We start from the raw sequence: 23,210 nt of genomic DNA on the forward strand, positions 1-23,210 counted from the left end.
AGGAATTATTGATGAAACTGATGTTTGCGTCAGACATTCACGGCTCCTTGCCCGCCGCTGAACGCGTACTCTCACTGTTTGCCCAAAGCGGTGCGCGCTATCTGATTATCCTGGGCGATGTGCTGAATCACGGCCCGCGTAATCCGTTGCCAGAGGGCTATGCCCCCGCAGAGGTGGCAGAACGTTTAAATACGGTGGCGGATAAAATCATTGCCGTGCGCGGGAACTGCGACAGCGAAGTGGACCAGATGCTGCTGCGCTTCCCTATCACCGCGCCGTGGCAGCAGGTGGTGACCACAGACCAGCGCCTGTTTCTGACCCACGGTCATCTGTTTGGCCCGGATAATCTGCCTGCTTTGTCCGCTGGCGATGTGCTGGTTTACGGTCATACTCATATTCCGGTTGCTGAGCGTAAGGGGGAACTCTTCCACTTCAACCCGGGTTCAGTCAGTATCCCCAAAGGCGGCTACAGCGCCAGCTATGGCATGATGGAGAGCAATAAACTGCGTGTTTTAGCACTCAATGATCATCACGTTATTGCAGAGGTAGCAATTAATCCGTAATTTACCCGACAACCGTAAACGCGCCGCAAGAGCGCTATAAAGAGAAGGTTTCCTGATGGTGGAGCAGAATTTGGCAAGCACAGAATGGGTGGACATCGTTAACGAAGACAATGAGGTTATTGCCCAGGCAAGCCGCGAGCAAATGCGGGCCCAGTGCCTGCGTCATCGTGCGACCTACATTGTGGTTCATGACGGAATGGGAAAAATTCTGGTGCAGCGCCGCACTGAAACCAAAGATTTCATGCCAGGGATGCTCGATGCGACTGCCGGCGGAGTTGTACAGGCTGATGAACAGCTGCTGGATTCTGCCCGTCGTGAAGCAGAAGAAGAGCTGGGCATTGCCGGTGTGCCCTTTGCCGATCACGGTCAATTTTACTTCGAAGACAAGCATTGCCGCGTGTGGGGCAGCCTTTTCAGCTGCGTGTCCCATGGCCCGTTTGCCCTGCAGGAAGAAGAAGTGAGTGAAGTCTGCTGGCTGACGCCGGAAGAAATTACCGCACGCTGTGACGAATTTACCGCAGATTCCCTGAAGGCGCTGGCGCTGTGGATGAGCCGCAATGCGAACAATGAAATTCAGAAAGAAGAAGAGGCTGAATAACCTTTAACAGCTGTCCCGTATGCATAAGCGTGCGGCGATAGCGGTAGTATCCTCCCACTCTTCATCATTCAGACGCGCCAGCAGGGCGCGCCCTGCTTCAATGCCAATCTGCCGGTGTGGCACCGAAATGGTGGTGAGGGGCGGTTGGCACACGCGGCTTACGTCGCTGTCACCAAAACCGACAATCGCCAGTTCATCCGGCACTTTAATGCGCCTGCGCTGACACTCATACAGTGCGCCACACGCCAATTCATCCGAGACGCAAACCAGCGCATCCAGCTCCGGCCAGGCCAGCAAAAACTCCGGCAGCTGAGCGGCACCTGTTGAAAACGTAGGTGGCTCAGCGGCATTGATCACCCGGTTGGGTGACATATGGTGGCGAAGCATGGCTTTGTACCAGCCCTGCAGGTGCTGCTGAAAGATCCACTGCTCCTGGTTGGCGCACAGCAATCCGATGTTCTGGTAACCGCGCTGGATAAGCATCTGCGTCAGCTCAAACATCGCCGCAACGTTATCGATGCCGATATTCATATCCAGCGGGTCGGTGCGCTTGGCGCCAATTTCCATCACCGGAATGGAGCTGTTGTCGAGCCACTGGCGGGAGGTGTCGCTGTGCTCAACGCTGAGCAGGATCGCCGCGGCAATGTTGGAGGCCAGCAGCGTTTCCAGTAACTTCTCTTCCTGATCGAGATGGTGGCGCGATTCCGCCAGCATGATTTGATAGCCAGCCGGTTGCAGAACCTGCTGTAGCCCGGCGAACATCTCAGAGCATCCGGCTTCGGCGAGGCTGGGCACGACCATACCGATGGTCCAGGAAGAGGCCGATGCCAGCGCGCTTGCTGCCAGGTTCGGCATATACCCCAGCGTCTGAACCGCCGCTTCAATCTTTTCCCGAAGTTTATCGGAAACCTGCTCCGGTGTGCGTAACGCCCGGGAAACGGTCATCGTTCCCACGCCGGCCAGCTGTGCCACGTCGGCCAGCGTGACTTTGCCGGTACTGCGACGTTTTCGGGTCAGAGACATGCTTCTTCCTGATTGAAATCTCGTTTTGAAAGTGCATGCAGTATACGCCTGAAATCCCTCTTTTTGCTGAGTTATTACAGGATGTTCACATTTTGATAGCGCTATCACAAATTTGATCGTGACTATTTTGGTAGCGCTATCTTTGTGACTATCATCACAGTCAGTATTCCGGGCCTTGCATAAAGTTTGTCCACCCAACCACCGCAGGAGTTGATTATGCTGAGCCAATGGATCCACGAAGGGACAATTCGATTACTGGAAAAAGTGGAAAGCTGGCCGCAGGCGCTGGAGATCTGTGCTCAGCCGCTGCTGGATTCGCAAACTATCACCCCGGGCTACATCACGGCCATTATCGAACAGCATCACAAACTCGGGCCTTATTACGTACTGGCACCGGGGCTTGCGATGCCACATGCCCGGCCAGAAGAAGGCGCCAGGGGTTTAGGCCTTTCATTGCTGAAGCTGCAACAGGGCATCAGTTTTGGTTCTGAGGAACACGACCCGGTCGACGTGATTATTATGCTCGCCGCGCCGGATAAGCACAGCCACATAGAGATGATTTCATCCCTCGCGGAATTATTTTCCAGCGATGAAGATATGCTGTTACTGCACCAGGCGAAAACCTCTGAGGAGATTAAAAATATAATTTCACGCTTCTGATTTTTTATTTACCCCTGACATCAAACATTTCACCTGCGGGTGAAGTGCAGTCTGACTCTACATAAAAAAAGGTGATACCCATGAAAATAATGGCGATTTGTGGATCGGGTCTTGGCAGCAGTTTTATGGTCGAGATGAATATTAAAAAAGTCCTCAAGAAACTGAATATCGAAGCCGAGGTTGAACATTCCGATCTCTCTTCAGCCACGCCTGGCGCGGCAGACCTGTTCGTGATGGCAAAAGACATCGCCGAGAGCGCGAGCGTGCCAGATCATCAACTGGTGGTGATCAGCAATATTATCGACATCAACGAACTGGAAAATAAGCTTAGCGCTTATTTTGCCAGCCGTTAATCATCCATCCGCATTGAGTGAGGGGCCATTATGTTTATCCTCGAAACGCTTAATTTTGTGGTCGATATTTTAAAAGTACCTTCAGTGCTGGTGGGGTTAATTGCGCTGATCGGCTTAGTCGCGCAGAAAAAATCATTTTCTGATGTAGTCAAAGGCACGGTAAAAACCATTCTCGGGTTTATTGTGCTGGGCGGTGGTGCGGGCGTATTAGTGGGCTCATTGAACCCGCTGGGCGGCATGTTTGAACACGCTTTCAGCATTCAGGGAATTATCCCGAATAATGAAGCAATCGTCTCCATCGCGCTGGAAAAATATGGCGCAGCCACGGCGCTTATTATGGCCTTTGGCATGGTGGCGAACATCGTTGTCGCACGCTTTACCCGCCTGAAGTACATCTTCCTGACGGGGCATCACACCTTTTACATGGCCTGCATGATCGGCGTGATCCTGACGGTGGCGGGGTTCGAAGGCATCGGCCTGGTGTTCACCGGTTCGCTGATTCTCGGGCTTATCATGGCCTTCTTCCCGGCGATTGCGCAGCGCTACATGAAACGCATTACCGGCAACGATGACATCGCGTTCGGTCACTTCGGCACGCTGGGCTATGTGTTGTCCGGCTGGATCGGCAGCAAGGTCGGGAAAGGTTCTCGCTCAACCGAAGAGATGAACCTGCCGAAGAATTTAAGCTTCCTGCGCGACAGCTCCATCTCCATCTCGCTGACGATGATGATCATCTATTTGATCATGGCCGTTTGCGCGGGGCGTGAGTATGTCGAAGCTACCTTCAGCGGCGGTCAGAACTACCTCGTGTATGCGATCATCATGGCTATCACCTTCGCAGCGGGCGTGTTCATCATCCTGCAGGGCGTACGTCTGATTCTCGCAGAGATTGTCCCGGCGTTTACTGGCTTCTCGGAAAAACTGGTGCCAAATGCTCGCCCGGCGCTGGACTGCCCGGTTGTCTATCCGTATGCCCCGAACGCAGTGCTGATTGGCTTCCTGTTCAGCTTCCTGGGTGGCCTGGTCGGGCTGTTCCTTTGCGGCCAGTTCAAGTGGGTGCTGATCCTGCCGGGCGTGGTGCCTCATTTCTTCACGGGTGCAACGGCTGGCGTCTTTGGTAACGCCACCGGTGGCCGCCGTGGCGCAATGATTGGCGCCTTTGCTAACGGCCTGCTGATCACCTTCCTTCCCGTCCTGCTGCTGCCGGTACTTGGCGCGCTGGGCTTTGCCAACACCACGTTCTCCGACGCCGACTTCGGTGCGGTGGGCATCGTGCTGGGCAACCTTGCTCGTTATCTGTCACCGATGGCGATCACCGGGCTGGTGGTGGTGATTTTCGCCCTGCTGGTGCTATTCAATTACCTGGCTAAGAGCAAAGTGGCCGGGAACGACTCACCGCAAAACACAGGAGCCAAATGATGAGTACGGTTGCAGAGGTCACTCAACTGGCGCGCGATATCCGCGTCGCCACCCTGAAGTCGCTGACGGATTTAGGTTTTGGTCACTACGGCGGCAGCATGTCGGTGGTCGAAACGCTGGCGGTGCTGTACGGCGACGTGATGCGTATCGATCCGGGCGATCCGGACTGGAAAGGGCGCGACTACTTTGTTCTGTCAAAAGGTCACGCTGGCCCGGCGCTGTACAGTACGCTGGCCATCAAGGGCTACTTCCCGCAGGAAGAGCTGAGCACGCTGAACCAGAACGGCACAAAGCTGCCAAGCCATCCGGACAGGCTGAAAACGCGCGGTGTCGATGCCACAACCGGTTCGCTGGGGCAAGGGATTTCCATCGCGGGTGGCATGGCGTTGTCGCATAAGCTCGCCGGGCGCAGCAACCGCGTGTTCTGTATCGTCGGTGACGGTGAGCTAAATGAAGGGCAGTGCTGGGAAGCGTTCCAGTTTATTGCGCACCATAAGCTCAACAACCTTACCGTGTTCGTCGACTGGAACAAACAGCAGCTCGACGGCGAGCTGGATGAAATCATTTGCGCTTTCGATTTGCATGAGAAATTCACCGCCTTCGGTTTTGACGTGGTGACGGTGAAAGGGGATGACATTCCGGGTCTTCTCGAAGCCGTGAAACCAGTACCCGCCGCGGACGCAAGGCCACGACTGGTGATCCTCGACAGCATTAAAGGGCAGGGCGTGGCGTATCTGGAAAACCTGGGTAACTCACACCACCTGCGCCTGACGGATGAGATAACGCAGGCGCTAAACGAAGCCATCGCCCAACTGGAGGCCGCGAATGATTAAGGTTGCACCTGAAGGCACAAAAGACGCCATTGAAATGCGTAAGGTTTATGCCGGATTCGTCGGTGAACAGATTGAAGCAGGCAGCGATATCATCGCGCTTGAGGCCGATCTGATGAGCTCGATGGCGATGGACGGCGTGCACAAAAAATACCCGCAGCAGGTGATTAACTGCGGAATTATGGAGGCTAACGTCATCGGCACGGCGGCGGGGCTGTCGCTGACGGGGCGCAAGCCGTTCGTCCACACCTTTACCGCGTTTGCCAGCCGTCGCTGCTTCGACCAGCTGTTTATGTCGCTGGATTATCAGCGTAACAACGTGAAGGTCATTGCCTCAGACGCGGGCGTAACGGCCTGCCATAACGGCGGCACACACATGTCGTTTGAAGATATGGGGATCGTGCGCGGGCTGGCCAATTCCGTGGTGCTGGAAGTGACCGATGCCACCATGTTCAAGGCCATCCTCAATCAGCTGATCGACCTTGAGGGTTTTTACTGGGTACGAACCATTCGCAAGCAGGCGCCGTCGGTTTATCAGGAAGGCTCAACCTTCACCATCGGTAAGGGCAACGTGCTGCGTGAAGGGACAGATATCACGCTGATCGCCAACGGCATTATGGTCTCAGAGGCGCTGGAAGCGGCGCGTCGCCTGGAGCGTGAAGGCGTCAGCGCAGCGGTGATCGACATGTTCACCCTCAAGCCCATCGATAAAATGTTGGTGAAGAACTACGCCGAGAAAACCGGGCGCATTGTCACCTGTGAAAACCACAGTATCCACAACGGCCTGGGCTCAGCGGTGGCGGAAGTGCTGGTTGAAACCTGTCCGGTGCCGATGCGCAGGGTTGGCGTGAAGGAGCGCTATGGTCAGGTGGGAACTCAGGCGTTCCTGCAACAGGAGTATGGCCTGACGGCAGATGAGATAGTGAAAGCGGCAAAAGAGCTGCTGTAGTTACGGCAGGAAATAAAAAAGGCAGCCTGATGGCTGCCTTTTGCTGTTCAGCGAGAATTAATCCTGCTGAGAAGACTGGATCGCGGTCAGGGCGATGGTGTAGACGATATCGTCAACCAGTGCGCCACGAGACAGGTCGTTGACCGGCTTGCGCATACCCTGCAGCATCGGCCCGATGGAGATCAGGTCGGCAGAACGCTGTACCGCTTTGTAGGTGGTGTTACCGGTGTTCAGATCCGGGAAGATGAACACGGTCGCACGACCTGCAACAGGGGAGTTCGGCGCTTTGGATTTCGCTACGTCGGCCATCACGGCGGCATCGTACTGCAGCGGGCCGTCGATCATCAGGTCAGGACGTTTTTCCTGTGCCAGACGAGTTGCTTCGCGCACTTTCTCTACGTCGCTGCCTGCACCAGAGGTGCCGGTGGAGTAGGAGAGCATCGCCACGCGTGGCTCAATACCGAAGGCCGTTGCAGAGTCAGCGGACTGGATTGCGATTTCAGCCAGCTGTTCAGCGGTTGGATCCGGGTTGATCGCGCAGTCGCCGTAAACGTAAACCTGTTCAGGCAGCAGCATGAAGAACACAGAAGAAACCAGCGAGCTGCCCGGGGCAGTTTTGATCAGCTGCAGCGGTGGACGGATGGTGTTGGCGGTGGTGTGAACCGCACCAGAAACCAGACCGTCGACTTCGTTCTGCTCCAGCATCAGCGTGCCGAGAACCACGTTGTCTTCCAGCTGTTCGCGGGCAACGGCTTCGGTCATGCCTTTGCTCTTACGCAGCTCGACCAGGCGCGCCACGTAGCTTTCACGTACCACTTCCGGATCGACGATTTCGATGCCAGTACCCAGTTCTACGCCCTGGTCTGCCGCAACGCGGTTGATTGCATCAGGGTTGCCGAGCAGGACACAGGTCGCGATACCGCGCTCTGCGCAGATTGCTGCGGCTTTAACGGTACGTGGCTCATCACCTTCCGGCAGAACAACGCGCTTGCCTGCTTTACGCGCCAGCTCGGTCAGCTGGTAGCGGAAGGCTGGCGGAGACAGGCGACGGCTGCGCTCGGAAGTTGCGGTCAGGGATTCAACCCAGTTCGCGTCGATGTGGCTGGCTACATACTCCTGCACTTTCTCGATACGAGCATGGTCATCAGCCGGTACTTCCAGGTTGAAGCTCTGCAGGCTCAGAGAGGTCTGCCAGGTGTTGGTGTTCACCATGAAGACTGGCAGGCCAGTCGCAAATGCGCGTTCGCACAGTTTGCTGACGCGAGCGTCCATTTCATAAGCGCCGGTCAGCAGGATTGCGCCGATTTCAACGCCGTTCATTGCGGCCAGACAGGCGGCTACCAGCACGTCAGGGCGGTCTGCGGAGGTCACCAGCAGGGAACCTGCGCGGAAGTGTTCCAGCATGTGCGGAATGCTGCGCGCACAGAAGGTCACGGACTTCACGCGACGGGTGTTGATGTCACCTTCGTTAACGATGGTGGCATTCAGGTGGCGAGCCATATCGATTGCGCGGGTAGCAATCAGATCGAAGCTCCACGGCACCGTGCCGAGGATTGGCAGCGGGCTGGCAGCGGCCAGGTCTGCCGCATTGATTTTCACAACTTTCGCTTTGGAAGAGTCATCGAAAATTTCTGACAGGTCAGGACGGGTACGGCCTTGCTCATCTACCGGGGCGTTCAGTTTGTTAACGATAACGCCGGTGATGTTGGTGTTTTTCACGCCACCGAAGCTGCTGCGAGTCAGTTCGATACGCTCTTTCAGCTCTTCCTGCGTGTCGGTGCCCTGAGACATCACGAACACGATTTCCGCGTTCAGCGTCTTGGCAATCTCGTAGTTCAGGGACTGGGCGAACTGGTGTTTGCGGGTCGGGACCAGGCCTTCAACCAGCACCACTTCCGCGTCCTGCGCGTTAGCGTGATAGTTGGCGATGATCTCTTCCATCAGCACGTCTTTCTGGTTGCTGGAGAGCAGAGATTCAACGTGGCTCATCTTCAGCGGTTCAGCCGCTGGCAGATTGGAGTTGGCACGCACGATAGTGGTGGTCTGGTCTGGCGCATCGCCACCGGCACGCGGCTGAGCGATTGGCTTAAAGACGCTCAGACGAACGCCTTTGCGTTCCATAGCACGGATAACGCCAAGGCTGACGCTGGTCAGGCCGACGCTGGTTCCGGTAGGGATCAGCATAATTGTACGGGACACGGTTTATCCTCTTTCGTTACCGCCGCTCGGGGCGGGATACAAAACAGCACCGCCAGCTAGGCTGGCGGTGTGGAATCAGGCAGTCAGACGGGCTGCGTCTTGTGCGATGACCAATTCTTCGTTGGTCGGGATGACCACGGCAGGGCGGGTGCCTTCTTTGTTGATGAAGCCAGACTTGCCGAAGCGGGCAGCCAGGTTACGCTCGTGATCAACTTCGAAGCCCAGCACGCCCAGTTTGCCCAGGGAGAGTTCGCGAACCATTGCCGCGTTCTCGCCGATGCCGCCGGTGAAGACGACTGCATCCAGACGGCCGTCCATCAGCGCGGTGTAGGAACCGATGTACTTCGCCAGACGGTGGCAGTAAACGTCCATTGCACGCTTAGCGTCTGCTTTGGTTTCGTAGTTGTCTTCAACATAACGGCAGTCGCTGGTGACTTCGGTCAGGCCCAGCAGGCCAGACTCTTTGGTCAGCATTTTGTTGATAGCATCAACGCTCATGCCCAGGGTGTCGTGCAGGTGGAAGATAATCGCCGGGTCGATGTCACCGGAACGGGTACCCATCACCAGACCTTCCAGCGGGGTCAGGCCCATGGAGGTATCAACACATTCGCCGTTACGGATTGCAGAAACGGAACCACCGTTGCCCAGGTGGCAGGTGATGATGTTCAGTTCGTTAACTGGCTTGTTCAGAACCTTGGCGGCTTCCTGAGTCACGAAGAAGTGGCTGGTGCCGTGCGCGCCGTAGCGACGTACGCCGTGCTCTTTGTACAGGCTGTACGGCAGGGCATACAGGTAAGATTCTTCCGGCATAGTCTGATGGAACGCGGTGTCGAAGACGGCCACGTTTTTGTCTTTCAGATTCGGGAAGGATTTCAGCGCTTCCGCGATGCCGATCAGGTGTGCCGGGTTGTGCAGCGGTGCGAAAGAGGCTGCATCTTTGATGCCCTGAATAACGGAATCGTCGATAACCACGGAGCCGGTGTACTTCTCGCCGCCGTGAACAACACGGTGACCGATAGCAGCCAGCTGAGCAGACAGTTCTGGTTTTTGTGCCAGAATAGTGTTAACGATAAAGTTAAGCGCTTCGCTGTGAGCGGCGCCTGCACCTAAAGCCGCTTCCTGTTTGCCGCCATCCATTTTCCACTTAATGCGTGCTTCAGGGAGATGGAAACATTCGGCCAAACCAGAAAGGTATTCTTCACCATTGATTGCATCGATGACTGCAAATTTCAGTGAGGAGCTACCGCAGTTCAGAACCAGTACTAACTTACTCGACATGGAAGTACCTATTAATCTTATGTGGCTAAAAAAACGTCAGTGAGTCAAAGAGCGTAGCGCAGGATGACGCTGACATTTATGATTAACATCATGCCTGATACTTTTAGCGGGCATGATGAAAGAAAATCGGGTGATACAGCATTCAGTTTTGCACAATTTTCCACCAATGGCAGAATGTGCAATAATTTGACGAACGGCGAGATCGGGTCTACGCCCATCTCAGGCCGCACAGGATACCTGATTGCCGTCTTTATTGCCAAAATGTTTTGAACGTTGTCAAACGCAGTTGTTGTTTTGCACAAATTTTTGAATTTTTATCTGTGAAGTTGAGGTAACGCCATGTCGACACCCGAGAACCGCCCGGTAAATTTTTTTAGTTCGTTCCGCCGTGGGCAGCACTATGCGAAGACGTGGCCGATGGATAAACGCCTTGCACCGGTGTTTATTGAAAACCGCGTGATCCGCGCCACGCGCCACGCTATCCGTATTATGCCGCCTGTCGCCGTTTTTACGCTTTGCTGGCAAATAGCCCTCGGTGGCCAGCTGGGCCCGGCCGTAGCCACCGCGCTATTTGCGCTTAGCCTGCCAATGCAGGGACTGTGGTGGCTTGGCAAGCGTTCCGCTACACCGCTGCCGCCCGGTATTCTGAACTGGTTCTATGAAGTGCGCGGCAAATTGCAGGAGTCCGGCCAGGCGCTGGCCCCGGTTGAAGGCAAGCCTGATTACCAGGCGTTAGCTGACACGCTTAAGCGCGCCTTCAAACAACTGGATAAAACTTTCCTTGATGATTTGTAATTAACCATCAAAAACGCATATAAAAGAGGGCATACAACCTGTAGGCCCTCTTTTTTTTCATGCGCCGCAAGCGCACAGGAGTTGAAAATGGAAATGACCAACGCTCAACGTCTGATTTTGTCGAATCAGTACAAAATGATGACCATGATGGATCCGGACAATGCCGAGCGCTATCGCCGCCTGCAAACCATCATCGAGCGCGGCTACGGCCTGCAAATGCGCGAACTTGACCGCGAATTCGGTCAGCTGACCGAAGAAACCTGCCGCGTGATCATCGACATCATGGATATGTACCACGCGCTGCACGTGTCCTGGACCAACCTTAAAGACGCCAACACCATCGACGAACGCCGCGTGACCTTCCTCGGTTTTGATGCTGCAACCGAAGCCCGCTATCTCGGCTACGTGCGCTTTATGGTCAACACCGAAGGGCGTTATACCCATTTCGATGCCGGTACTCACGGCTTCAACGCGCAGACCCCAATGTGGGAAAAATATCAGCGCATGCTGGGCGCATGGCATGCCTGCCCACGCCAGTATCACCTGAGCAGCAACGAAATTAACCAGATCATCAACGCCTGATGGAGGCCGTCGTGCAGTGCAAAGGCTTTTTATTCGATCTCGACGGCACGCTGGTGGACTCCCTGCCGGTGGTAGAACGCTCCTGGTGTCACTGGGCTGACAGACACGGTCTCAGCCACGATGAAGTCCTGAATTTTATCCACGGCAAGCAGGCTATCACCTCGCTGCGCCATTTCCTGCCGGGCAAAACGGAAGCGGAAATTCAGGCCGAGTTTAGCTGGCTGGAGAAGATTGAAGCGGAAGACATCGAGGGTATTCGCGCCTTACCGGGCGCGCAGGCGTTGCTGAATCATCTTGATGAGGCCGGTATTCCGTGGGCCATTGTCACTTCTGGCTCCATTCCGGTGGCGCATGCTCGTCACCGCGCGGCGGGGCTGGCTGCGGCGAAAGTATTCGTCACCGCAGAGCAGGTGAAACGCGGCAAACCTGAACCGGACGCTTATCTGTTAGGTGCCGAGCTGTTAGGGCTTGCGCCGCAGGATTGTGCTGTTGTGGAAGATGCCGCGGCAGGTATGCTGTCTGGCCTGGCGGCCGGGTGTCGCGTGATTGCCGTGAATGTTCCGCAGGATGCACCGCGGCTGAACGAAGCGGATTTCGTGCTGACCACGCTGGAAGCGTTGAGTGTTATTCGTCAGCCAGATGGCACCGTGGATGTTCAGCTGAAAAACTGATGGTTTGATGTGGCCCCGCTCCGGCGGGGCTTTTTTATGCCACAATTTCCCCACTCTTTTCTGACAAGGATATGTTGTGAACAGTGAACTGATTTGGGTGCTTTGCCTGCTGGCGGTGGCGGTCCTGCTCTTCGCCACCGGTAAAGTACGCATGGATGCCGTTGCGCTGCTGGTCATTGTGGCGTTCGTTCTGAGCGGCACGCTCACCTTAAGCGAAGCTTTTTCGGGCTTCAGCGATCCCAACGTTATTCTTATCGCCGCCCTGTTCATCATCGGCGACGGCCTGGTGCGCACCGGCGTTGCCACCAGTATGGGGGCGTGGCTGGTGAAGGTGGCAGGCAACAGCGAAATCAAAATGCTGGTGTTCCTGATGCTGACCGTCGCCGGGCTGGGCGCGTTTATGAGCTCTACCGGCGTGGTGGCGATTTTTATTCCTGTTGTGCTGAGTGTGTGCATGCGAATGAACATCTCACCATCGCGACTGATGATGCCCCTGAGCTTCGCCGGACTTATCAGCGGCATGATGACGATTGTCGCCACGCCGCCCAATCTGGTGATCAATAGCGAGCTTATCCGCGAAGGGCTGGACGGTTTCAGCTTCTTCAGCGTGACGCCGATTGGCATCGTCGTGCTGCTGCTCGGCATCGTCTATATGCTGCTGATGCGCTTTATGCTGCCCGGTGATGAGAGTGAATCCAGGCCCGATAAGCGTCGCACCTTTCGCGATCTTATCAAGGAGTATCGTCTCAATGGCCGGGCGCGCCGTCTGGCGATTCGTCCCGGTTCGCCGCTGGTGGGGCAGCGCCTGGATGACCTGAAACTGCGTGAGCGCTATGGGGCGAACGTTATCGGCGTGGAGCGCTGGCGGCGCTTTCGTCGGGTGATTGTCAACGTCAACGGCGTGTCTGAATTCCATGCCCGTGACGTATTGTTGATCGATATGTCTGCGGCAGACGTGGATCTACGTCAGTTTTGCAGCGAGCAGCTGCTGGAGCCGATGGTACTGCGCGGTGAGTATTTTTCCGATCAGGCGCTGGACGTGGGGATGGCAGAAGTTTCGCTGATCCCGGATTCTGAACTGACCGGCAAAACGGTGCGCGAAATGGAGTTTCGTACCCGCTTTGGGCTGAATGTGGTTGGCCTGAAGCGCGGTGGCAAGGCCGTCGAAGGGGCCGTTGTCGATGATGCTGTCGAGCTGGGTGACATTCTGCTGGTGGTGGGGAACTGGAAGCAGATAGCGCTGCTCTCGCAGGGCGGGCGCGACTTTGTGGTTCACAATATGCCCATTGAGGTGAACGATGCTTCACCGGCGCACAGCCAGGCCCCGCATGCGGTGTTCTGCCTGGTGCTGATGGTTGCTTTGATGCTGACCGATGAGATCCCCAACCCGATCGCGGCAATCATTGCCTGCTTGCTGATGGGTAAATTCCGCTGTATTAACGCTGAAAGTGCCTACAAAGCCATTCACTGGCCGAGCATTATCCTTATCGTGGGGATGATGCCGTTTGCCCTGGCGTTACAAAAAACGGGCGGCGTTGATCTGGTGGTGAAAGGGCTGATGGAAATTGGCGGTGGGCAGGGGCCGTATCTGATGCTGATCTGCCTGTTCGTGATGTGTGCGACGATTGGCCTGTTTATCTCCAATACTGCCACGGCGGTGCTGATGGCGCCGATAGCGCTGGCGGCGGCAAGATCAATGGACGTCTCGCCTTACCCGTTCGCCATGATGGTGGCGATGGCGGCGTCAGCGGCCTTTATGACGCCCGTCTCTTCGCCGGTTAATACGCTGGTGCTGGGGCCGGGAAAATATGCATTCAGTGACTTTGTGAAGATTGGCGTGCCGTTCACTCTGCTGGTGATGGTGGTGTGTGTGATTCTGATCCCGGTACTGTTCCCGTTTTAACAGCCCCGGTGGGAAGGTTTTTAGCGTTGCGCCCTCTCCATGTGGGAGAGGGCATCATGCTGCACGATATTATAGCGGCGAGTCCTGGCTTATCTCATCGAGCGAAAGCTGGAAGCTCGGCACAAACACCCGCATGAAATAGTCCATCTCTTCACTCCGGCGGGAGTCCAGCGTCTTCTCCAGACGGCTCTTCGCCAGCAGAAACTCGTTGTTGCCCGCGGAGAGCTCCTCCAGACATTTCAGGTAGGCACAGAGCGCGTCGGCCTGTTTTACGATGGCCTTCTCTTCATCGCTGGTGTGATGTTCATCGATCAGGGGTTCGAAGATATCCCGAAGCTCCTCTGGCACCATATCGACAAGCTTTTGCTGTGCGATCTTCTCGATCGCTTTGTATTCCTGCGCAATCTGGGAGTTGAAGTATTTTACGGGCGTCGGCAGATCGCCGGTCAGCACTTCGGAGGCGTCATGATACAACGCCAGCAAAGCAATGCGCTCAGCGTTCACGTTGCCGTTGAATTTGCGATTCTTGATAGCCGCCAGCGCGTGGGCAACCATCGCAACCTGCAAACTGTGCTCGGAGACGTTTTCGGTGCGCACGTTGCGCATCAGTGGCCAGCGGTTAATTAGCTTCAGGCGGGAGAGGTGGGCAAAGAAGTGACTCTGGCTCATGGGATTCCTTGAGGCGTGACAGCAGGTTACCCATTGTGCGCTGAGTTGACCGCCAGATGCAAACCCGGCGGTCAACGCTTTTACAACTGGTGGTAGCCCGAAAGGAAGCGACCAAAGCGGTTGATCGACATTTCCAGATCGTCCATGCGAGGAAGGGTCACGATGCGCACGTGATCCGGCCACGGCCAGTTAAAGGCAGAGCCCTGAACCAGCAGCACTTTCTCTTGTAACAGGAAATCGAGCACCATCTTCTGGTCGTCGTGAATATTGAAGCGTTTAGCGTCAATTTTCGGGAACATATAGAGCGCGCCGTTAGGCTTCACGCAGCTGACGCCTGGGATCTCATTGATAAGCTCCCATGCACGGTTGCGCTGCTCGTAAAGACGGCCGCCAGGAACGATAAATTCGCTAATGCTCTGATAACCGCCAAGTGCGGTTTGAATGGCGTGCTGAGCAGGAACGTTGGCGCACAGGCGCATCGAGGCAAGCATTTCCAGCCCTTCGATATAGCCTTTGGCGTGTTTCTTCGGCCCGTTCAGGACCATCCAGCCCTGGCGGAAACCCGCTACGCGGTAGGTTTTCGACAGGCCGTTAAAGGTCACGGTCAGCAGATCGGGTGCTAGCGCTGCGATGGAATGGTGCTGCGCCTCGTCGTACAGAATTTTGTCGTAGATCTCGTCAGCAAAGATGATCAGGTTATGCTGACGGGCGATCTCCACGATCTCCAGCAGCAGCTCTTTAGAGTACACGGCGCCGGTCGGGTTGTTCGGGTTGATAATCACGATGCCACGGGTGCGCGGCGTGATTTTGCTGCGAATGTCATCGAGATCAGGGAACCAGCCTGCGGATTCATCGCAAAGATAATGCACGGCTTTGCCGCTTGAGAGCGAAACCGCCGCCGTCCAAAGCGGGTAGTCTGGCGCTGGCACGAGCATTTCGTCACCGCTGTTGAGCAGAGCCTGCATCGCCTGAACGATAAGTTCAGACACGCCGTTGCCGATGTAGATGTCTTCCACGGTCACGTCGCGCATGTCGCGAGCCTGATAGTGCTGCATGATGGCTTTGCGCGCGGAATACAGACCTTTAGAATCACAGTAGCCCTGCGCTGTTGGCAGGTTGCGGATCACATCGACAAGGATTTCGTCCGGGGCCTCAAAGCCAAAAGGGGCAGGGTTGCCAATATTTAGCTTAAGAACCTTGTTGCCTTCTTCTTCAAGACGTTTGGCTTCTTTAAGTACCGGGCCGCGGATGTCATAACAGACATTATCTAATTTGCTGGATTTTTCGATGGGGGACATGAATCTTGACCTTTTCGCTAGTTTCGCCACTCCCTGCCGTGGAAGTCAGCACCGAATAAGGTACTCCCCATCACCGCTATTTTGAAGTGTTGGCAGGACAATATTTTGTATAGCAGGCAATAGTGACCTGATTTGTTCGTCTGTGGTTTCGCTTTTTATGGTGTCTGAATCACCAGGTAATGAAGGTGAAGTGGTGATTAATGTTGTCATTTCATCTTGTGTGTGAATTATTGACTGAATTCACTGGGGCGGCCGACAACTCTTCTGCTTGCCGGGAAACGTTGGGATGCGACGTTTCGGTTATCCCGCACTCTGGTTTTGCAAAGTGAGGAATAGAGTCTACTACTTTACTCTGTGAATATATTGTTAAGTTTTGTTAATGAAAGAATATTTAATCAATTAATTATATTTCATTAATTGCAAACTTATCTCCTCGGATTGTTAATTTATTCCTTAATGGAGGGTTCAGTTTATAAATTTATGTAATATTAACCCTAATAATACTTATAAATATAATGGTTTTGCGGTAGGATACCAGGGTCCGCTAACTCAGATTATCGCCTTTTTGGTGATGTTTTGGCTCGGGTGTTAATGTAAGTTAGTGATAATGCATGTGTTTTTGTCTTAACTGGTGCGTTTGCGCTTTTTGGTGCCTTTGTTGGGTTTTCTTAAACAGCTTTGCGTAAAAGTAACGTTTTTTTTTGAATAATCTCACATAAAAGTGCCAGAAATAATTATTTCGTTACCCGGTTGTAAGCAAAAATATAGCTTTGAGTCTGCTCTTTGAGACAGTGGCAGACAATTATAATGCAATAACGCTCATTCAGGTATTCATCCAGTTCGCCGGGCCGGAGGATGTGAGTCAAATGGAATTGTCTGAGCTTTAGAGCACAGCATCAACCAGCCAGGTCAGCACAAGCAACCTGTAAGTGAAGAATAATGATTAACGCAAATCGTCCGATACTGAATCTCGATCTCGATCTGCTTAGAACTTTTGTCGCGGTCGCCGATCTGAACACCTTTGCAGCGGCAGCAGCTGCCGTTTGCCGTACTCAGTCAGCCGTCAGCCAGCAAATGCAGCGCCTTGAGCAGCTGGTCGGCAAAGAGTTGTTTGCTCGTCATGGCAGAAATAAGTTGCTCACTGAACATGGCATTCAACTGCTGGGCTATGCCCGCAAAATTCTGCGCTTCAACGATGAGGCGTGTACGTCGCTAATGTTTAGCTCGTTGCAGGGGCAGCTGACTATCGGATCATCTGATGAATCTGCCGATACAATATTGCCGTTCCTGCTCAACCGCATCAGCTCGGTTTACCCGAAGCTGGCGCTGGATGTGCGCGTGAAGCGCCATGGTGAAGTGGGGGCGATGCTACAGGCGAATGAAGTCGATTTAGTACTGACCACGCATCGTCTGACGCAGTTTGATTCGATCTCTTTGCGCACGTCACCGACGCTCTGGTATTGCGCCGCCGATTACATTCTGCCGCCGGGCGAAGCTGTTCCACTGGTGCTGCTGGACGATCCAAGTCCTTTCCGCGATATGATTATTGATAAGTTAAACGCTGCGCGCATTCCGTGGCGGCTGGCTTATGTTGCGTCTACACTTTCTGCCGTAAGGGCAGCGGTGAAAGCCGGGTTAGGGGTGACTGCACGCCCGGTAGAAATGATGAGCCCGGAATTGCGCGTGCTGGGCAGAAGTGACGGATTACCGCAGCTTCCGGATACCGAGTATCTGTTGAGCTGTAAAAAACAGGCTCAAAATGAGCTGGTGCAGGCGATTTTCCAGTCGCTGGATAACGATAATAATCCCTGGTATCAGTACGGTGCGTATACCTCGGAAGGGGGAGATGATACCCTTATCGCCGAAAGGGATTTAGAGTAACGCGCCCGCCGCTTTCTGGTAACAATTTGTAAGTGCAAAAAATGGCTGCTGACGCATAAATTGTGTTCAGTGGCCTTTTTTTTGGATAAAGCGTCATCAGTGCTGCGGCGCTTTTATTTTTTGTCATTGTTTTTCAGGTTGTTAGTTTCTGGTGGCAGAATTTCATCAAACTTCAGGCAGCCAACTTCCAGCTTCCTGCTAATGTTAAAAAAACGGCTGTATTGTTGCTGTTTTTTTGTATGAATTAACAAAAGCGTGTCTCAGATCAAGAAAATACTCCCCATTGGGGGGAGGAATCGCCGTCAATTCCTGTCAAAATAGAAGGGTAATTGGTGTTTAAGCCTCAGACGGACACGATTCACCAGCCGTAAATTCTGGCAGCCATTTCACCCTGAAAAGGCTAAAGGGCATTTAATGTTAATGAAACGTGTTCGGTGTAAACTAATGTGAGGAAACTTTTGTTAAAGTTGACAAAAGGTTATAGAAAGGAGTAAAAAACCACATCTTTTAGCAGTTTTAGCCCATTAGTGGCACATTTTTTGTGGTTTTTTAATTCCTCCCCATGAATCATGTGGCGTTCATCTGCCAGCCAGAGCAGAGTTTCAGCGCTACTTATTTTGGTTAAGCAATGCGTATGTCAACATCCACTGAAGTCATCGCTCATCACTGGGCATTCGCTATATTTCTCATCATTGCCATTGGCCTCTGCTGTCTGATGCTGATTGGCGGTTGGTATCTCGGCGGCCGCGCACGCGCACGTAGCAAGAACACCCCGTTTGAGTCGGGTATCGACTCTGTGGGCTCCGCTCGCTTACGTCTCTCGGCGAAGTTCTACCTGGTCGCCATGTTCTTCGTCATCTTCGACGTGGAAGCCCTCTACCTTTACGCATGGTCTACCTCAATTCGCGAAAGCGGCTGGGTCGGCTTTGTGGAAGCCGCAATTTTCATTTTAGTGTTACTGGCAGGTTTGGTTTACCTCGTCCGTATCGGCGCACTGGACTGGACGCCTTCACGCTCCCGTCGCACGCTGGTTAATCCGGAAACTGACAGTTCTGCTAATCGTCATACGCAGTAAAAGCGAGGCAATAAGATGGATTATACGCTCACCCGCATAGATCCCAACGGTGAGAACGACCGTTACCCCCTGCAAAAACAGGAGATCGTAACCGACCCTCTTGAGCAGGAAGTGAACAAAAGCGTGTACATGGGCAAGCTCGAGAACGCCCTGCACGACATGGTCAACTGGGGCCGCAAGAACTCAATCTGGCCTTACAACTTCGGCCTTTCCTGCTGCTACGTTGAAATGGTGACGTCATTCACTGCGGTGCATGACGTTGCGCGTTTTGGGGCAGAAGTACTGCGTGCTTCTCCACGTCAGGCTGACCTGATGGTGGTAGCCGGTACCTGTTTCACCAAAATGGCCCCGGTTATTCAGCGTCTTTACGATCAGATGCTGGAGCCAAAATGGGTTATCTCCATGGGGGCTTGTGCAAACTCCGGCGGCATGTACGACATTTATTCTGTTGTGCAGGGCGTGGATAAGTTTATCCCGGTCGATGTGTACATTCCTGGCTGCCCACCGCGTCCGGAAGCCTACATGCAGGCGCTGATGCTGCTGCAGGAGTCCATCGGTAAAGAGCGTCGTCCGCTCTCCTGGGTGGTTGGCGATCAGGGCGTATACCGCGCCAATATGCAATCTGAACGCGAGCGTAAACGCGGCGAACGTATTGCTGTGACGAATCTTCGTACACCTGACGAGATTTAATTTTGCGCCTGTGGGCCGTGAAAAGTCTCCGCATATCAAAACTATAGCGCGGAGCCACGCCCGACAGTCACCACGGACCTTTTGCAATGGTGAACAATATGACCGATTTAACCGCGCATGAAGCTGCCGCCTGGCAGACCCGGGATCATCTCGATGACCCGGTGATTGGCGAACTGCGCAACCGTTTTGGGCCGGATGCCTTTACCGTTCAGCCAACCCGCACCGGGGTACCCGTCGTTTGGGTTAAGCGTGAACAGTTACTGGAAGTGGTCGATTTCCTCAAGAAATTGCCAAAACCTTACGTCATGCTGTTTGATTTACACGGCATGGACGAGCGTCTGCGCACACACCGTGACGGGTTACCCGCCGCGGATTTTTCCGTTTTCTACCATCTGATTTCTATCGACCGCAACCGCGACATCATGCTCAAGGTGGCGCTGTCTGAGAACGATCTGAATGTGCCAACGGTGACCAAACTCTTCCCGAACGCCAACTGGTATGAGCGTGAAACCTGGGAGATGTTTGGAATCAACATCCAGGGCCACCCGAACCTGCGTCGCATCATGATGCCGGACACCTGGGAAGGCCACCCGCTGCGTAAAGACTACCCGGCGCGCGCCACCGAATTCGACCCGTTTGAGCTGACCAAAGCCAAACAGGATCTGGAGATGGAAGCGCTGACCTTTAAGCCTGAAGAGTGGGGCATGAAGCGCAGCACCGAAAACGAGGACTTCATGTTCCTCAACCTCGGTCCGAACCACCCGTCTGCGCACGGTGCATTCCGTATCATCCTTCAGCTGGATGGCGAAGAGATTGTCGACTGCGTCCCGGATATCGGCTACCACCACCGTGGCGCCGAGAAAATGGGCGAACGTCAGTCCTGGCACAGCTACATTCCGTACACCGACCGTATCGAATACCTCGGCGGCTGCGTGAACGAAATGCCTTACGTGCTGGCCGTTGAAAAGCTGGCGGGCATCAAGGTGCCTGAGCGCGTGGACGTCATCCGCGTCATGCTCTCCGAGCTGTTCCGTATTAACAGTCACCTGCTGTACATTTCCACGTTCATTCAGGACGTCGGTGCGATGACGCCGGTGTTCTTTGCGTTTACCGATCGCCAGAAAATCTACGATCTGGTGGAAGCGATCACTGGTTTCCGTATGCACCCGGCGTGGTTCCGCATCGGCGGTGTCGCGCACGACCTGCCGCGTGGCTGGGATCGACTGCTGCGTGAATTCCTCGAGTGGATGCCGAAGCGCCTCGATTCTTACGAGAAAGCCGCGCTGCGCAACACCATTCTGAAAGGCCGTTCTCAGGGCGTTGCCGCTTACACCGCGAAAGAAGCGCTGGAGTGGGGCACCACCGGTGCTGGTCTGCGCGCCACCGGGATCGACTTCGACGTGCGTAAGGCGCGTCCGTACTCTGGATATGAAAACTTCGACTTCGAAATCCCGGTTGGCGGCGGCGTGTCCGACTGCTACACCCGCGTGATGCTGAAAGTCGAAGAGCTGCGTCAGAGCCTGCGTATTCTTCGCCAGTGTCTGGACAACATGCCGGAAGGCCCGTTCAAGGCGGATCACCCGCTGACGACGCCGCCACCGAAAGAGCGCACGCTGCAGCATATCGAAACCCTGATCACTCACTTCCTGCAGGTTTCCTGGGGCCCGGTTATGCCGGCCAACGAATCCTTCCAGATGATTGAGGCGACCAAGGGCATCAACAGCTACTACCTGACCAGCGACGGCAGCACCATGAGCTACCGCACCCGTATCCGTACGCCGAGCTATGCGCACCTGCAGCAGATCCCGGCGGCGATTCGCGGCAGCCTGGTATCAGACCTTATCGTCTATCTGGGTAGTATTGATTTTGTTATGTCAGATGTGGACCGCTAATTATGCACGAGAATCAACAACCACAAACCGAGGCTTTTGAGCTGAGTGCGGCCGAGCGTGACGCGATTGAGCACGAAAAGCATCACTATGAAGACCCGCGTGCGGCGTCCATTGAAGCGCTGAAAATCGTTCAGAAGCAGCGCGGCTGGGTGCCGGACGGCGCGATCTACGCGATCGCCGACGTGCTGGGTATTCCGGCAAGCGACGTTGAAGGCGTGGCCACGTTCTACAGCCAGATATTCCGCCAGCCAGTGGGCCGTCACGTCATTCGCTACTGCGACAGCGTGGTGTGTCACATCACTGGCTATCAGGGCATCCAGGCAGCGCTTGAGCAGAAGCTCGACATCAAGCCAGGCCAGACGACCTTTGACGGGCGTTTCACCCTGCTGCCAACCTGCTGTCTGGGCAACTGCGACAAGGGGCCGAACATGATGATTGATGAGGACACTCACAGCCATCTGACGCCGGAGGCAATCCCTGAGCTGCTGGAGCGTTACAAATGAAAACTGTGACCATGACGCCTGAAACGCATCCGCTGACGTGGCGCCTGCGTGAAGACAAGCAGCCGGTCTGGCTCGAAGAGTATCAGAGCAAAAACGGCTATGCGGGCGCGCGTAAAGCGCTGTCCGGTATGGCTCCGGACGACATCGTCAACGCGGTAAAAGACGCAGGCCTGAAAGGGCGCGGCGGTGCAGGCTTCTCCACTGGTCTGAAGTGGAGCCTGATGCCGAAAGACGAGTCCATGAACATCCGTTACCTGCTGTGTAACGCCGATGAAATGGAGCCGGGCACCTATAAAGACCGCCTGCTGATGGAGCAGCTGCCGCACCTGCTGGTGGAAGGCATGCTGATCTCCGCGTTTGCGCTGAAAGCCTACCGTGGCTACATCTTCCTGCGTGGCGAATACATCGAAGCCGCCGTGCATCTGCGCCGGGCGATTGCCGAAGCGACAGAAGCCGGTCTGCTGGGCAAAAACATCCTCGGCACTGGCTTTGATTTCGAACTGTTTGTGCACACCGGCGCAGGCCGTTACATCTGTGGGGAAGAAACCGCACTGATTAACTCCCTCGAAGGTCGCCGCGCAAACCCGCGTTCCAAGCCGCCATTCCCGGCAAGTTCCGGCGTGTGGGGCAAGCCGACCTGCGTGAACAACGTAGAAACCCTGTGCAACGTCCCGGCCATCCTCGCTAACGGCGTGGAGTGGTACCAGAACATCTCGAAAAGCAAAGATGCGGGCACCAAGCTGATGGGCTTCTCCGGGCGCGTGAAAAACCCGGGTCTGTGGGAGCTGCCATTCGGCACCACCGCACGTGAAATCCTCGAAGATTACGCGGGCGGCATGCGCGATGGCCTGAAATTCAAAGCCTGGCAGCCGGGCGGGGCAGGGACTGACTTCCTGACCGAAGCGCACCTCGATTTACCGATGGAGTTCGAAAGCATTGGTAAAGCAGGCAGCCGTCTCGGTACTGCGTTAGCGATGGCCGTTGACCACGAAATTGGCATGGTTGGCCTTGTGCGTAACCTCGAAGAGTTCTTCGCCCGCGAGTCCTGCGGCTGGTGTACTCCTTGCCGTGACGGCCTGCCGTGGAGCGTGAAGATTCTGCGTGCCCTTGAGCGTGGCGAAGGCCAGCCGGGTGATATCGAGACACTTGAGCAACTGTGTCGATTCCTCGGGCCGGGCAAGACCTTCTGTGCGCATGCGCCAGGTGCGGTCGAGCCGCTGCAGAGCGCGATTAAATATTTCCGCGACGAATTCGAAGCCGGCATCAAGCAGCAGTTCAGCAACACCCATCTGATTAATGGGATCCAGCCGAACCTGCTGAAGACGCGCTGGTAACAGCCTAAGAATTTTGATTAACGCCCGGTTTCGATCGGGCCAACT

23 protein-coding genes are annotated in these 23,210 nt (G+C 54.8%); 18 read left to right on the top strand and 5 right to left on the bottom strand.

Features of this window, described 5'->3' with window-relative positions; translation table 11 throughout:
- The first annotated feature begins 11 nt into the window (after positions 1-11).
- Positions 12-563: a phosphodiesterase gene (gene yfcE / locus CRO87_RS04520; RefSeq protein ID WP_141398665.1), complete on the top strand. Its 552-nt coding sequence runs from the start codon at positions 12-14 to the stop codon at positions 561-563.
- A 55-nt stretch (positions 564-618) separates the two neighbouring features.
- Positions 619-1,161: an NUDIX hydrolase YfcD gene (yfcD, locus tag CRO87_RS04525; RefSeq protein WP_097161742.1), complete on the top strand. Its 543-nt coding sequence runs from the start codon at positions 619-621 to the stop codon at positions 1,159-1,161.
- Between the two features lie 3 nt (positions 1,162-1,164).
- Here yfcD and CRO87_RS04530 read toward each other — a convergent pair whose 3' ends face one another.
- Positions 1,165-2,184, bottom strand: a complete 1,020-nt coding sequence (locus tag CRO87_RS04530) for a LacI family DNA-binding transcriptional regulator (RefSeq protein ID WP_097161743.1) — start codon at positions 2,182-2,184, stop codon at positions 1,165-1,167.
- Between the two features lie 216 nt (positions 2,185-2,400).
- Between CRO87_RS04530 and CRO87_RS04535 the strand changes: the two genes are divergently transcribed.
- The 5 genes from CRO87_RS04535 to CRO87_RS04555 all read left to right on the top strand — a co-directional run bounded on the left by CRO87_RS04535 (position 2,401) and on the right by CRO87_RS04555 (position 6,395).
- Complete coding sequence (locus CRO87_RS04535; RefSeq protein WP_097161744.1) at positions 2,401-2,844, top strand: PTS sugar transporter subunit IIA; 444 nt, start codon at positions 2,401-2,403, stop codon at positions 2,842-2,844.
- Between the two features lie 80 nt (positions 2,845-2,924).
- The gene (locus tag CRO87_RS04540; RefSeq protein ID WP_097161745.1) at positions 2,925-3,197 is read left to right on the top strand and encodes a PTS sugar transporter subunit IIB; all 273 of its coding nucleotides are present in this window, start codon (positions 2,925-2,927) and stop codon (positions 3,195-3,197) included.
- A gap of 30 nt (positions 3,198-3,227) precedes the next feature.
- Positions 3,228-4,616: a PTS ascorbate transporter subunit IIC gene (locus CRO87_RS04545; protein WP_097161746.1), complete on the top strand. Its 1,389-nt coding sequence runs from the start codon at positions 3,228-3,230 to the stop codon at positions 4,614-4,616.
- On the top strand, positions 4,616-5,449 hold the full coding sequence (locus CRO87_RS04550) for a transketolase (protein ID WP_097161747.1): 834 nt from the start codon (positions 4,616-4,618) through the stop codon (positions 5,447-5,449). Before CRO87_RS04545 ends, CRO87_RS04550 begins: the two co-directional genes overlap by 1 nt.
- The gene (locus CRO87_RS04555) at positions 5,442-6,395 is read left to right on the top strand and encodes a transketolase family protein (RefSeq protein WP_097161748.1); all 954 of its coding nucleotides are present in this window, start codon (positions 5,442-5,444) and stop codon (positions 6,393-6,395) included. Before CRO87_RS04550 ends, CRO87_RS04555 begins: the two co-directional genes overlap by 8 nt.
- A 57-nt stretch (positions 6,396-6,452) precedes the next feature.
- Here the strand turns inward: CRO87_RS04555 and pta are convergent, their stop codons facing one another.
- The gene (gene pta, locus CRO87_RS04560) at positions 6,453-8,594 is read right to left on the bottom strand and encodes a phosphate acetyltransferase (protein WP_097161749.1); all 2,142 of its coding nucleotides are present in this window, start codon (positions 8,592-8,594) and stop codon (positions 6,453-6,455) included.
- 75 nt (positions 8,595-8,669) lie between these two features.
- Positions 8,670-9,872, bottom strand: a complete 1,203-nt coding sequence (gene ackA, locus CRO87_RS04565; protein ID WP_097161750.1) for an acetate kinase — start codon at positions 9,870-9,872, stop codon at positions 8,670-8,672.
- Positions 9,873-9,935: 63 nt separating this feature from the next.
- Between ackA and CRO87_RS22465 the strand changes: the two genes are divergently transcribed.
- From CRO87_RS22465 to CRO87_RS04590, 5 genes are all read left to right on the top strand, one after another.
- Complete coding sequence (locus CRO87_RS22465; protein ID WP_255252480.1) at positions 9,936-10,142, top strand: hypothetical protein; 207 nt, start codon at positions 9,936-9,938, stop codon at positions 10,140-10,142.
- Positions 10,143-10,211: 69 nt separating this feature from the next.
- Complete coding sequence (gene yfbV, locus CRO87_RS04575; RefSeq protein WP_097161751.1) at positions 10,212-10,667, top strand: terminus macrodomain insulation protein YfbV; 456 nt, start codon at positions 10,212-10,214, stop codon at positions 10,665-10,667.
- Between the two features lie 87 nt (positions 10,668-10,754).
- Complete coding sequence (locus tag CRO87_RS04580) at positions 10,755-11,249, top strand: YfbU family protein (protein WP_097161752.1); 495 nt, start codon at positions 10,755-10,757, stop codon at positions 11,247-11,249.
- Between the two features lie 11 nt (positions 11,250-11,260).
- Positions 11,261-11,920, top strand: a complete 660-nt coding sequence (locus CRO87_RS04585) for a sugar phosphatase (protein ID WP_097161978.1) — start codon at positions 11,261-11,263, stop codon at positions 11,918-11,920.
- A gap of 76 nt (positions 11,921-11,996) precedes the next feature.
- The gene (locus tag CRO87_RS04590) at positions 11,997-13,823 is read left to right on the top strand and encodes an SLC13 family permease (protein ID WP_097161753.1); all 1,827 of its coding nucleotides are present in this window, start codon (positions 11,997-11,999) and stop codon (positions 13,821-13,823) included.
- 69 nt (positions 13,824-13,892) lie between these two features.
- Here the strand turns inward: CRO87_RS04590 and yfbR are convergent, their stop codons facing one another.
- Positions 13,893-14,492, bottom strand: a complete 600-nt coding sequence (yfbR, locus tag CRO87_RS04595; RefSeq protein WP_097161754.1) for a 5'-deoxynucleotidase — start codon at positions 14,490-14,492, stop codon at positions 13,893-13,895.
- Positions 14,493-14,572: 80 nt separating this feature from the next.
- Complete coding sequence (gene alaA, locus CRO87_RS04600) at positions 14,573-15,790, bottom strand: alanine transaminase AlaA (RefSeq protein ID WP_097161755.1); 1,218 nt, start codon at positions 15,788-15,790, stop codon at positions 14,573-14,575.
- Positions 15,791-16,729: 939 nt separating this feature from the next.
- Here alaA and lrhA point away from each other — a divergent pair.
- The 6 genes from lrhA to nuoF all read left to right on the top strand — a co-directional run bounded on the left by lrhA (position 16,730) and on the right by nuoF (position 23,165).
- Positions 16,730-17,671 (top strand): transcriptional regulator LrhA, encoded by a 942-nt coding sequence (lrhA, locus tag CRO87_RS04605; protein ID WP_097161756.1) that lies wholly within the window; start codon positions 16,730-16,732, stop codon positions 17,669-17,671.
- 628 nt (positions 17,672-18,299) lie between these two features.
- A complete protein-coding gene (gene nuoA, locus CRO87_RS04615) occupies positions 18,300-18,746 on the top strand; it encodes an NADH-quinone oxidoreductase subunit NuoA (RefSeq protein ID WP_097161757.1) in 447 nt (148 codons plus the stop codon).
- Between the two features lie 15 nt (positions 18,747-18,761).
- Positions 18,762-19,436 (top strand): NADH-quinone oxidoreductase subunit NuoB, encoded by a 675-nt coding sequence (gene nuoB / locus CRO87_RS04620; RefSeq protein WP_097161758.1) that lies wholly within the window; start codon positions 18,762-18,764, stop codon positions 19,434-19,436.
- An 86-nt stretch (positions 19,437-19,522) separates the two neighbouring features.
- Positions 19,523-21,328 carry an NADH-quinone oxidoreductase subunit C/D gene (nuoC, locus tag CRO87_RS04625; RefSeq protein WP_097161759.1) on the top strand — a complete coding sequence of 602 codons (1,806 nt, stop codon included), beginning with the start codon at positions 19,523-19,525 and terminating at the stop codon, positions 21,326-21,328.
- A gap of 2 nt (positions 21,329-21,330) precedes the next feature.
- Positions 21,331-21,831, top strand: a complete 501-nt coding sequence (gene nuoE / locus CRO87_RS04630) for an NADH-quinone oxidoreductase subunit NuoE (RefSeq protein ID WP_097161760.1) — start codon at positions 21,331-21,333, stop codon at positions 21,829-21,831.
- Entirely contained in the window at positions 21,828-23,165 is a 1,338-nt protein-coding gene (nuoF, locus tag CRO87_RS04635) for an NADH-quinone oxidoreductase subunit NuoF (RefSeq protein ID WP_097161761.1), read from the top strand. Before nuoE ends, nuoF begins: the two co-directional genes overlap by 4 nt.
- Positions 23,166-23,210 lie beyond the last annotated feature (45 nt).

The organism is Enterobacter sp. CC120223-11, from assembly GCF_900215375.1.
Lineage (GTDB): Bacteria > Pseudomonadota > Gammaproteobacteria > Enterobacterales > Enterobacteriaceae > Scandinavium.